The sequence below is a fragment of the Streptomyces sp. NPDC057543 genome, assembly GCF_042801895.1.
Classification (GTDB): domain Bacteria; phylum Actinomycetota; class Actinomycetes; order Streptomycetales; family Streptomycetaceae; genus Streptomyces.
Map to the genome: position 1 here is coordinate 1 of NZ_JBHVFF010000287.1, position 11,160 is coordinate 11,160.

Sequence of the window (11,160 nt, forward strand, 5' to 3'; positions counted from 1 at the left end):
ACTCGGTATCGGAGCAGCCGGAAGCCGCGGTTTCCGGGCATCGCGGCTCTGATCAGTCCATGGCAACGGGCCGGCATCGGAAGATCACCGTCGCCACGCCTTCCACGGTGCGGACGAACCGGCAGCCGACGGCCGCCGCGGTGGCCCAGCCTCCCGCGACCACGACCACGAGCACGGCGCGGCACGCCGCACCCGAGTCGCCCAAGGTGACGCACGTCGACAACGCCGCCGCAGCAGCCCCGGCCCCCGCCCCGGCCGCAGTCCCCGAGACGACCGAGCCCGCTTCCACCGAGCGGACCGGCGCGGACACATCGACTGCGAACCCCTTGCCGGAAACGTCGGCGGCCGAGCCGGCACCGCGGAAGCAGCTGTGCCTGCTCGTCCTGTGCGTCGGCTGATTGCCCCGTTCGTCGTCGCACGTCGGCGTCTGCTCGCCCTGACGGAATCGCGCACCGCCCGTCCGCGCCTGTGCGGCCGGGCGGTGCCGGCGCACGTTACGAGCACAACCGGTGGCGCGAACCGCATACGTCGCGAACGCGGCCGGTGGCGCGAACTACACACGCCGCGAACGCAACCGGTGGCGCGAACTGCGCACCGTGCGGGGGATCTCCACGGGCCGTCAGGCGTGCCGGATGTGAATATTCCGCGTCAAGAGTGCAACTGGCGTGTCGGTCTTGACATTTACCAGACAGGCCGATGGTAAGATCAACTTACTTCCAGTGGGCTGATGGCGTATGGGGGCATTCCGGAAGGGATGAATTCCTCGGCCCCACTTTCGGAGGGGCCTTCCCTGCGTGACCCATGCCGTGGCTCAATGAGCCCGGCTTGCACAGCACATGAGGAAGCGTCAAGCCGTTTCCCAGCCATGGCACTTGAAGTGAGTCTCATGACATTTGCACAGGGCCTGCTCCTCTGGGCGCTGGTTGTCGTAGCACTGGTAGCTGTCGGTGCCGTCCTGCGGGCTCGCAAGACCAATATCGGGCTTCGCAGACAGAACTCCCGGCTACGGGAGGAGCGGGACGTGCTGCAACGGCAGCGGGACGAGGTCCACGTCGCCCACACCGGTCTGCTGCACCGGCAGGCCGCTGAAATGGCCGAGGTCCGCAAGGACGCCGAAGAGGAGACCAAGGCCGTCCTCAAGGCGGCCGTGCGCACCCTTCAGGGGCTCGCGGACGAGCAGCAGGTGGTCGTCGAGAACGCTCAGAAGAAGTACGGCGACGACCCCAACATGCTCGCCGACCTGATGGCCATCGACCACGCCAACAGCCAGTTCGGCCGCCGGGCGCAGGGCATCGCGGTGCTGTGCGGCGGCTGGCTCGGACGCCGGGAGACCGTCGCGTCCGTTTTCGACGTGGCCCGCAGCGCCCAGGGCCGTATCCGGCAGTTCGACCGGGTCCGGGTCAACGGGCAGGTCAACTTCTCCGTCGTCGCCAAGGCCGTGGAGCCCGTCGCGGTGGTCCTCGCCGAGCTGCTCGCCAACGCCACCAACTACTCCGCCCCCGGCACTCCGGTGGAGATCAACATCCAGGCCGTCCCGAAGGGCGTCTGCCTCATCGTCGACGACGCGGGCCTCGGCATGGGCCAGGAGGAGAAGGACCGCGCCGCGGCTCTCCTCGCGCCTCAGGCCGCGATCAGCGTCTCCAGCCTGGGTATTCCCCCACAGTTCGGATTCGCCGTCTCCGGCGTGCTGGCCGCCCGCTACGGGTTCAAGGTCTCGGTGGACTCCGTATCCCCTTATGGAGGCGTACGCGCGGTGGTTCTCCTGCCCGACGAGCTTCTCACCGGCGATGCGCCCGCGCCCCCGGCCGCCGTCGCGGCCCCCGCGGCCGCCGGTTACCGCGACGCGGACGTGGCGGCGCTTCCGTACCGCCAGGCGCCCGCGCCGGCTCCGACCCCGCTGTTCCCCCCGGCCGCACAGTCGGCCCCCGCTTCGCAGCCCGCGGCGTCCTTCACCACCGCCGGCGGCCTGCCCAAGCGTCGTCGCAAGAGTCCGGTGTCCGTGGTGCCGTCGGCCGAACCCGGGCCGGTGCGCAGCAACGAGGAGACTGCCTCCCGCCTGGGCGCGTTCCAGCGCGGAACCCGGTCCGGACGTGACACGACGACGATGGAAGGACCCGAGATCCAGTGAACCCCGATCTGTCCTGGGTGCTCAACGATGTGCTCCAGGTACCCGGAGCGCGGCACGCGATCCTCGTCTCCGCCGACGGCCTGCTCCTGGCCAACTCCAGCCAGATCGGCCGGGACGACGCGGAGACCGTGGCAGCGGCGATGAGCTCCATGCAGTCGCTGAGCCGGGCCGTCGCCCCCTTCATCGGCGCCCAGACCCCCGGTCGCTGGCGGCAGACCCTCCTTGAGTACGAGCACGGCTGGATCTTCCTGATCGCCGCGGGCACCGGCGCCTACCTGGCGGCGGCCGCCGCGGCCGACGTGGACATGGAGGCCATGTCCTTCCGTATGCAGCAGCAGGTCACCGCGCTGGGGAAGGCGATGACCACGCCGCTCCGCCAGAACGCCGGAAGCGAAGCATGACGACGCCGGGCGGGGAGCAGGCGGTCAGCAGCGGGTTCGTCCGGTCCTACGTCATCACCGGCGGTCGTGGCCTGCCCGACGCGGAGGGCCTCTCCCTCGTCACCCTGGTCGTGATCGCCCCCGACCGCCAGCGGCCCCCGAACCCGAGCCCCGAGGTCCGGGCGATCTGGGACCTGTGTTCCGGCGGCTATCTGTCGGTGGCCGAGGTCGCGGGCCATCTGGAGCTGCCCGTCGGAGTGGCGCGGCTGCTGCTGAACGATTTAACGGAACAAGGACACCTGATACGCCGCAAGGCGCCACCGCCGGCTCAGCTCGTTGACAGGAAGATCCTCGAAGAGGTGTTGCATGGACTCCACGTCCGGTTCGGCTGAGAGCATCTATGTGTCGGACGCGATACAGCGTGCGGCGAAGATCCTCGTCGTCGGACACTTCGCCGTGGGCAAGACGACGCTCATCGGCACCCTCTCCGAGATCACTCCGCTGCGCACCGAGGAGCGGATGACGCAGGCCGGCGAGCACATCGACGATCTGCGCGGCGCGCCCGACAAGGTGACCACGACGGTCGCGCTCGACTTCGGCCGTCTGACCCTGAGCGACGAGCTGGTGCTGTACCTGTTCGGTACGCCGGGCCAGCAGCGCTTCGTCGAGCTGTGGGAGGACATGGCGCGGGGTTCGCTCGGTGCGCTGCTCCTCGTCGATCCGGCCCGTCTCGCCGACACCTTCCCGGTGATCGACCTGGTCGAGACGTACGGGCTGGAGTACGCGGTCGCGGTCAACAGCTTCGACCCGTACTCCCGCCATGCCGAGGAGGAGTTGCGCGAGGCGCTCGACCTGCTGCCGGACACCCCGGTCGTGTACTGCGACGCCCGGGACGAGAAGTCGTCCGCGCAGGCCCTGATCACCCTGGTCCAGCACCTGCTCGCCCGGGTGGCCTGACTCTGCTCCGCCCGCCGTCTTCCGGTACGGGTGGCCCGACCCATATTCTCCGGCCGCCGGTACGCACGTAAAGGGTCGCCCGATCCCCGTTCCCCGTCCGCGGTACGAACGGGGAGGGCGACCCGATCCCCGTTCTCCGTCCGCCGTCCGGGTCCTGCGAGGCCCGCGATCACACCGAGGAATCACACATGGACTCGTCTCCGGGAGCCACCCCGTACAGTGCCCCCAGCGGGTGCCCGATGCACGGTGAGCGGCAGACGTCGCTCTACGGGCCGGAGTTCGCGTCCGATCCGCAGCGTGTGTACGACGAGTTCCGGGCGCACGGGCTCGCCGCTCCGATCGAGCTGGCCCCCGGCGTGGAGGCCACCCTCATCGTGCAGCACGAGGCCGCGCTCCGGGTCCTGCAGAACCCCTCCTACTTCGCCCGGGACTCGCGGCGGTGGGCGGCACTGCGGGAGGGACGCGTACCGCTCGACAGTCCGGTGGTGCCCATGATGGCGTACCGGCCCAACTGCCTGTTCACGGACGGCACCGAGCACCTGCGGCTGCGCAAGGCGGTCACCGAGAGCCTCGGCCGGCTCAACACCACCCGGCTCAGCCGGGACGTCGAGCGCATCGCCGACTACCTCATCGACCAGTTCATCGAACGCGGCTCCGCCGACCTGCTGGGCGACTACGCCAAGCTGCTGCCGCTGCTGCTGTTCAACCAGCTCTTCGGTTGCCCCGGCGAGATCGGTGACCGGCTGACCCGCAGCATGTCCGCGATCTTCGACGGCGAGGACGTGCTGCGGGCCAACGCCGAGCTGACCGAGTGCCTGATGGAACTCGTCGCGCTCAAGCGGCGCCAGCCCGGGGAGGACATCACCTCCTGGCTCATCCAGCACCCGGCGGGCCTGCGGGACGAGGAGCTCAAGGACCAGCTCGTCATGCTGATGGGCGCGGGCATCGAGCCGGAACGCAACCTCATAGCCAACGCGCTGCTTCTCCTGCTGTCCGAGGACACCGGGAATTCGCAGCGGCGAGGTACCGGACTGCTGGTCGAGGACGCCCTCGACGACGTGCTGTGGAACAACCCGCCGATCGCCAACTACGCGACGCACTACCCGGTCCAGGACATCGACCTCGGCGGCGTGACGCTGAAGGCGGACACCCCCGTACTGATCAGTTTCGCCGCCGCGAACAGCGATCCCGCGCTCACCGATGCCCGCCAGACCCTGAGCAAGGGCGCCCACCTGGCCTGGGGCGCGGGTCCGCACGTCTGCCCGGCGAAGTCCCCCGCGCAGCTCATCGCCCTCACCGCGATCGAGAAGATCCTCAACTCCGTACCGGACCTCACCCTCGCCGTTCCGGCTTCCAGTGTCGAATGGCGGCCGGGACCGTTCCACCGGGCCCTGGTGTCCCTGCCGGTCCGGTTCAGCCCGAGTCCGGCCCGCAAGGCGGCGAAGGCGGCGAACGTGGCGTCCCAGTCGGCCGTTTCGTCTCGTACCGCCCCCCTCGAGGAGGTTCCCGCCGCGCGTTACGACCAGACGGAGCCGCAGAAGAAGACGAAGGGCTGGTGGAGTTCCTTCCTGGACGTGTTCCGCGTGTGACGCCGTCCGGTGACCGGAATTCGGACGGCATGTGCGCATAACTCACGTGGAGAACAAGGCAAGTTGACGGCAGATCGGCATATGACAAGGGGTCAGCGACACATTTGCCTGTGACACGGGCAACAAAGATCGACGCTTGGCAGCGATATGCGGAGGGGTAGGTTCTGGCCGTAACCATGGGCCCAAGGCAAGGAACTCTGCGTGAGCGCTATATGTGGCACCGACCGGCCTGCCGTCGACCGTCGTGCCCTCATCTCCCTCCTGAGACGTCTCAAATCGCCGGAGGGACAGGCTGATCCCTACCCCCTTCTGGGGGAGCTGAGGACCATGGGAGACGTCGTACGCGCTCCTTGGGGCGCGTACTTCGTCACCGGTTTCGACGCGTGCAGCGAGGTGCTTCGCGGTCGCAACTGGCTGGCACCGGACTTCGCCTGGCAGGAGCGCCAGGAGGACGCCAGACAGTGGGACGCCATCGCCACCCAGGAGATGACCAAGACGCTCGCGCGGCTCAACGCGCCCGAGCACACCTGCCAGCGCCGCAGCCTCGGCAACCTCTTCGACCGCTCCACCATCCAGCGGCTGACCCCGCAGATCGAGGAGCACGTCACCCGCCTTCTCGACGAGCTCGCCGAGAAACTGCGCTGGGGCGAGGCCGACTTCGTCAGTACGGTGAGCGAGCAGCTCCCGATGAGCACCATCGGCACCTGGCTGGGCATCCCGCCCGAGGACTACGCCCACATCCTGGAGATCACCCACAACCAGGTGCACGCCCAGGAGCTGCTGCCCACCAAGAGTGAACTCGCCGTATCCGAAGAAGCGACCCTGCATCTACGCGCGTACTTCACCGAGATGGTGAAGCAGCGCCGCGCGAACCCCGGCAACGATGTCGTGACCGGCTGGATCCATACCTGGGACGCGATGGCGTCCGACCGCGAGGCGGCGGACGAAATCCTCTACCGCCTCACCATGTTCGTCACCATCGCCTCACTGGAGACCACCGCGACGTTGCTGTCGGCCATGGTGGGCCTGCTGCTGGCGGAGCCCGGTCGGTGGGAGTGGCTCCGGGAGAATCCCGGATACATCGACGCGGCAGTCGACGAGGTTCTCCGGTACGACCCGCCGATCCAGATCAACACGCGGGTCGCCGCCGACGACACGGTCCTGGCGGGCGTGCCGATCGCGAAGGACACCATGGTCCACGTCGTGTTCGGCGCCGCCAACCACGATCCCCGGCGCAACGAGGACCCGGACGCCTTCGACATCACGCGCACCGGCACCAACCTCACCTTCGGGGGTGGTGTGCACTACTGTCTGGGCGCGGCTCTCGCTCGTCTGGAGGCACGTACGCTCCTGACCCAGCTCCTGAAACGTTTCCCCACCCTGCGCGCCGTGACGGCGCCCAGCTATGCGTCCCGTCTGGTCTTCAGGCGTGTGACCTCGATGAATGTAGCGATATGAAGTTTTCTCTCACCGAGTACCTGTCGCCGTACCGGGCGGCACCGAGCCCCATACGCACCGCGCGGGAGGACGGCATCCTGCGCGTGGAGCTGAACAGCCCCGACACCGGCAACGCGGTCACCGAGGCGATGCTGGACGATCTGCTGGCGATCCTGACCCTGCCCGACCCCGATGTCCGGGTGGTGGTGCTCAGCGGAGCCGGCGAGCACTTCTCGCTGGGCGGGGACCGCAACGAGTTCGTCGACTGGCTCGACGAGGACCCCACCGGGCGGGGCATCCGCATCGCGGCCGAGAAGGGCCGCCGCGTCTGCGAGGCGATCACCACCAGCCAGGCGGTCACCATCGCCAGGGTCCAGGGCAAGGCGATCGGCGCGGGCATGGCACTGGCCCTCGCCTGTGATCTGCGCGTCGGCGCCGACACCGCCGGATTCCGGCTGCCGGAACTGGCACTCGGCCTGCCCACCGCCTGGGGCGGAATGCTGCCGCGCCTGCTCCATGAGGTCGGCGCCGCCCGGGTTCGCGAACTGATTCTGACCGGGCGCCCCTTCAAGGCGGCGGAGGCGTACGAACTGTCGGTCCTTCAGCGCGTCGTGCCCGAGGACGAGCTCGACGCGGCGGTCGACGCGTGGGCCAAGCCCATCGTGCGCCGGCCCGAGGCGGCCCTGCGCGTCACGAAGGCGCTGCTCAACTCGTACGCCGCGTCGACGCGGCTGGCCGATCCGTCGGTCCTGGACGCGGAACTGATGGCCACCGTCGCGGCCGCGACCCGCCGGACCCGCCATGCCGGGGGGACGGGCGCGGAGACCGTACCCGTGCGTTAGCCCTCGGCGAGGCCGAGGAGGCCGGCGAGGCGGTCGAGGACGTGGTGGGTGCCGGGGTGGTACTGGGCGTGGACGAGGACGCGGTACGCGTGCGAGGCCGGACCGTCCGCCCCGCCCCGTCGACGCCGGAGCCGGGGGGTGCGCAACCGGCCGGTGACATCGGCGGCAGAGCTTTTTGCCACTCAAAACACTGATGAGTAGCCGCCACTTGGACGGCATGGTGATGTCTGTCCGTCTTGGCGCAGGTATGCGCGCGCTACGTTCCTCGGCATGCGCCCCGCCAGGCACTCCCGCCCACCCGTCGGTTGTACGGACCCGGGCAGTGCTTCCGCTTGCTGCCCGTTGCCGGAAGCCGTTGCGGGAACGACGACCGCAAGGCGCCGTCGATGCCGGCTGTACGGGGGCGCCCCGCGACTATCGAGCGAGGTCACGCATGAGGAAGCACCGCAGGAAGACGTCCTACCGGAAGATCACCGTCGCCGTCGTCGCGGTGGGGGCCGTGGGCGTGCCCTCCGCCGCCATGGCCTCCTACACCCCCCAGGACAAGCCGGCTGTTGCGGCGGGGTGGCCCCACACCGCACAGGGGAGCGTCCCGAAGCCCGTCGCACCCGTGAGCGTTCAGAAGCCCACGGCTCCGGCGTCCCGTGCCGCCGCCCGCGTACTGAAGCTCGTCAATCGCGCACGCGCCGAGGCCGGGTGCTCGCCGCTGACCAAGAACGCGAAGCTGACGAAGGCGGCCCGGGCCCACAGTGCGGACATGGCGTTCCACCGCAACATGTCCCACATGAGCTCCGACGGATCGGCCGCGAGGGACCGCATCACGGGCTCCGGTTACGACTGGAGGGCGTACGGCGAGAACGTCGCCCACGGCTACGCCACCCCCGAGGACGTCGTGGCGGGCTGGATGCACAGCCCCGGGCACAGGCGCAACATCCTCGACTGTTCGTTCAAGGAGATCGGCGTGGGCGTCGCCCAGCCCGGCAACTACTGGACGCAGGACTTCGGAGCGGCCCGGTGAACACCCGCTCGGTCTCAGCCGGGTGAGGACCGCGTGGGTCGGTACGTTCCCGGTTCGGGAAGAGCGTCAGCATCAGCCTCCGCCGCGCAGCCGCCGCATCGCTGTCAGGCAGCCTCAGGGACGAGATTCGTCAAGCCGGGCGGATGGCGACGACGGACCGGCGTACGTACCGGGCTCCCCGACCGCCACGAGTTCCCCTTCCCCCTCACCCGCACCTCGGCAGCCGCACGAGTGCCGGGTCTCCGCGAGGTTCGCCTCGATGGAGTCCAGGGCCCGGCGAGCGGCGTCGATCTGCGCCCGGAGCGCCTCGGCGGTTTCGGCGGGAGGCAGCCGGGGTCCCGGGGGCGTCGCGTCCCGCGCGCTTTCCTCCAGCTCGCGTTCCTTCTCCAACTCACGTGCCTCTTCGAGGGAGTTGATGACGACGCCGATGAGGAGATTGACGAGCAGGAAGGAACCGAGCAGGACGAACGAGGCGAAGTAGAGGATCGTCCAGCGGGAGATCTCCAGGGCCGCGCGGACCGCGTCCCCGAGGCCGTCGAGGGTGATGAGGAGGAAGAGGGTGAGCGCGGCGCGGCCGAGCGAGCCGAAGCGCTCGGGATTGTCACCGGCGAAGAAGACCCAGCCGACCATGGCGTACACGTAGAGCAGGAGCGCCCCGACGAGCAGAAAGCTCAACGTGCCGGGGAGGCTCTTGCCCACCGCGACGATCACGATGCGCAACTGGGGCAGGAACCTCGCGGCGCGCAGCACCCGGGCCAGCCGCAGGAGCCGGAGCACCGTCGCGTTCTCGCGGGCGAACGGCAGGAAGGCCAGGGCGACGACGAGTACGTCGAACACGTTCCAGGGGTCGCGGAAGAAGTCCCGGGGCCGGTCGGCGTGGGCGGCGGCACGGAGCAGGATCTCCGCGGTGAACGCGGTGAGAAAGGCGTGCTCCGCGCCCTTGAGGACGTCGTGCCACTGCTGCACGACGCCGCTGTACGTCTCGACTCCCAGCAGCGCCGCGTTGGTCACGATGAGGCAGAACACGGTGCCGGCGAAGGCCGAGGAGTCCACGACGCGACGGCTGCGTACGGCGATCTCACGCCGTAAGTGGGCGGCGACCTGTTCGGACATGGTGTGATTCGTTTCCTCGCAGAAGTGCGGTCCCCCACGGACCGGTTGCCGCTCGTTGTCACTCGCCGGCAGAAGTGGATCTTAAAGGGCGTCGGCACGGGCCACGCACCGGACGCCGAGGACGGGCCGGTCGCGGTGGCGCCCGAGCGGTCTTCGCCTGCTCCTCCCGGCGCGCGTGGGGCGTCGGAGGGCTCACTCACCCGTGTGCCCCACCTCGGCGCGGGGCTCAGCGCCTCCCGCGGTTGCCGGGGTACGGGGCTCGTACCGGTACGCCGTCGGTGTGGCGGCCCGCGTCCGGCGCGCGGGGAACCGGTGGGCTGGCTAGCGTGAAAGGCCGTACCACCCACCGAGCACGAGTACACGCGAGTACGAAGAAGGCGAAGGAGTCGACGTCATGGCTGTACAACCGGAGGGCACCCCGTGCTGGGCCGACGCGATGTTCCCCGATCTCGACGGCGCGAAGAGCTTCTACGGTGATGTGCTGGGCTGGACGTTCGGCGAGTCCTCGGCGGAGTTCGGCGACTACACGCAGGCGTACGCCAACGGCAAGGCGGTCGCCGCCGTCGTGCCCCCGATGCCCGGCCAGGAGGGACAGTCGGCCTGGTGTCTCTACTTGGCCTCGCCGGACGCCGCCGCCACCGCCGCGAAGATCCGTGAGAACGGCGGCGAGACGCTGATGGACCCCATGGAGGTCGGCGAGTTCGGCACGATGCTGCTGGCCCGCGACCCCAGCGGTGTCACCTTCGGTGTGTGGCAGGCGGGCGCCCATGAGGGCTTCGAGGCCCAGGGCGTGCCGGGTGCGTACTGCTGGGCCGAGGTCTTCACCCGGGAGCCCGAGAAGTCCGACGCGTTCTTCCCCGCCGTCTTCCCGTACACCGTGGTGAAGATGGAGGACGAGCACGTCGACTTCAGGATGTTCAACCTCGGCGACAAGACGGTCATGGGGCGGATGAGGATGGGCGACGAATTCCCGCCCGAGGTGCCGCCGTACATGAATGTGTACTTCACCGTCCCGGACTGCGACGCGGCCGTCGCGAAGGCCACCGAGCGCGGCGCGATCCTGCGGTTCGGCCCGATGACCATTCCTTTCGGCCGCTTCGCCGCACTGACGGACCCGCAGGGCGCGGCGTTCTCCGTGATCGACGTCAACACGACCCAGGGCGAGGCGCCCAAGACGTCCCCGGTGTCCTGACCGGTCCGGGACCACCCCTTCCGTGCCCCGGTTCACCCACCGGTCCGGGACCATGCGTCCGTGCCCCGGCTCACCCACCGGTCCGCGGCACCACCAGACCGGATTCGTACGCCGCGACCACCGCCTGGGTGCGGTCCCGCAGACCGAGTTTGTTCAGGATGCGGCTGACATGGGTCTTGACCGTCTCCTCGCTGACGCTCAGCCGGGCTGCGATCTCCGGATTGGACAGGCCCTCGGCGATCAGGCGCAGTACCTCCGTCTCACGCGGGGTGAGCGCGGTGAGCGGAGCGGTCGGCGCGGCCGGGGCCTCGCGGCGCATGCGGGCGAATTCGCCGATGAGGCGGCGGGTGACGGTGGGCGCGAGCAGGGCCTCGCCCGCGGCGACCACGCGCACCGCGTCGAACAGCCGCTCCGCGGTGACGTCCTTCAGCAGGAAGCCGCCCGCCCCGGCGGCCAGCGCGTCGTAGACGTGCTCGTCGAGATCGAACGTGGTGAGGATGAGGA

At 69.5% G+C, this 11,160-nt stretch carries 14 protein-coding genes; 11 read left to right on the forward strand and 3 right to left on the reverse strand.

The features are described from left to right. Positions 1-59: 59 nt before the first annotated feature. From ACFU8Q_RS33590 to ACFU8Q_RS33630, 9 genes are all read left to right on the forward strand, one after another. Positions 60-398 carry a hypothetical protein gene (locus tag ACFU8Q_RS33590; protein WP_384461521.1) on the forward strand — a complete coding sequence of 113 codons (339 nt, stop codon included), beginning with the start codon at positions 60-62 and terminating at the stop codon, positions 396-398. A gap of 111 nt (positions 399-509) precedes the next feature. Then, entirely contained in the window at positions 510-638 is a 129-nt protein-coding gene (locus tag ACFU8Q_RS33595) for a hypothetical protein (RefSeq protein ID WP_384461524.1), read from the forward strand. A gap of 248 nt (positions 639-886) precedes the next feature. After that, positions 887-2,128, forward strand: a complete 1,242-nt coding sequence (locus tag ACFU8Q_RS33600) for an ATP-binding protein (RefSeq protein ID WP_384461527.1) — start codon at positions 887-889, stop codon at positions 2,126-2,128. Then, positions 2,125-2,529: a roadblock/LC7 domain-containing protein gene (locus ACFU8Q_RS33605; protein WP_384461530.1), complete on the forward strand. Its 405-nt coding sequence runs from the start codon at positions 2,125-2,127 to the stop codon at positions 2,527-2,529. The genes ACFU8Q_RS33600 and ACFU8Q_RS33605 overlap by 4 nt, the downstream gene beginning before the upstream one ends. Continuing rightward, a complete protein-coding gene (locus ACFU8Q_RS33610; protein WP_384461533.1) occupies positions 2,526-2,900 on the forward strand; it encodes a DUF742 domain-containing protein in 375 nt (124 codons plus the stop codon). Before ACFU8Q_RS33605 ends, ACFU8Q_RS33610 begins: the two co-directional genes overlap by 4 nt. Further along, positions 2,875-3,465 carry an ATP/GTP-binding protein gene (locus ACFU8Q_RS33615; RefSeq protein ID WP_384461536.1) on the forward strand — a complete coding sequence of 197 codons (591 nt, stop codon included), beginning with the start codon at positions 2,875-2,877 and terminating at the stop codon, positions 3,463-3,465. The genes ACFU8Q_RS33610 and ACFU8Q_RS33615 overlap by 26 nt, the downstream gene beginning before the upstream one ends. Positions 3,466-3,653: 188 nt before the next feature. Beyond that, a complete protein-coding gene (locus ACFU8Q_RS33620; protein WP_384461539.1) occupies positions 3,654-5,054 on the forward strand; it encodes a cytochrome P450 in 1,401 nt (466 codons plus the stop codon). Positions 5,055-5,381: 327 nt separating this feature from the next. Next, positions 5,382-6,512: a cytochrome P450 gene (locus tag ACFU8Q_RS33625; RefSeq protein WP_384461542.1), complete on the forward strand. Its 1,131-nt coding sequence runs from the start codon at positions 5,382-5,384 to the stop codon at positions 6,510-6,512. After that, positions 6,509-7,333 (forward strand): enoyl-CoA hydratase/isomerase family protein, encoded by an 825-nt coding sequence (locus tag ACFU8Q_RS33630; RefSeq protein ID WP_384461545.1) that lies wholly within the window; start codon positions 6,509-6,511, stop codon positions 7,331-7,333. The genes ACFU8Q_RS33625 and ACFU8Q_RS33630 overlap by 4 nt, the downstream gene beginning before the upstream one ends. Here ACFU8Q_RS33630 and ACFU8Q_RS33635 read toward each other — a convergent pair. After that, complete coding sequence (locus ACFU8Q_RS33635; protein WP_384461548.1) at positions 7,330-7,515, reverse strand: hypothetical protein; 186 nt, start codon at positions 7,513-7,515, stop codon at positions 7,330-7,332. The two genes, ACFU8Q_RS33630 and ACFU8Q_RS33635, sit on opposite strands and share 4 nt — an antisense overlap. Before the next feature lie 251 nt (positions 7,516-7,766). On the opposite strand from ACFU8Q_RS33635, the gene ACFU8Q_RS33640 reads away from it, so the two are divergent. Next, positions 7,767-8,351, forward strand: coding sequence for a CAP domain-containing protein (locus tag ACFU8Q_RS33640; protein WP_384461551.1), 585 nt, complete (start codon positions 7,767-7,769; stop codon positions 8,349-8,351). A gap of 114 nt (positions 8,352-8,465) precedes the next feature. Here the strand turns inward: ACFU8Q_RS33640 and ACFU8Q_RS33645 are convergent, their stop codons facing one another. Next, positions 8,466-9,464 carry an ion transporter gene (locus ACFU8Q_RS33645; protein ID WP_384461554.1) on the reverse strand — a complete coding sequence of 333 codons (999 nt, stop codon included), beginning with the start codon at positions 9,462-9,464 and terminating at the stop codon, positions 8,466-8,468. A 394-nt stretch (positions 9,465-9,858) separates the two neighbouring features. On the opposite strand from ACFU8Q_RS33645, the gene ACFU8Q_RS33650 reads away from it, so the two are divergent. Then, positions 9,859-10,656, forward strand: a complete 798-nt coding sequence (locus ACFU8Q_RS33650; RefSeq protein WP_384461557.1) for a VOC family protein — start codon at positions 9,859-9,861, stop codon at positions 10,654-10,656. Positions 10,657-10,726: 70 nt separating this feature from the next. Here the strand turns inward: ACFU8Q_RS33650 and ACFU8Q_RS33655 are convergent. Continuing rightward, positions 10,727-11,160: LuxR C-terminal-related transcriptional regulator (locus tag ACFU8Q_RS33655; protein WP_384461560.1), on the reverse strand; the 434-nt coding region annotated here is incomplete at its 5' end.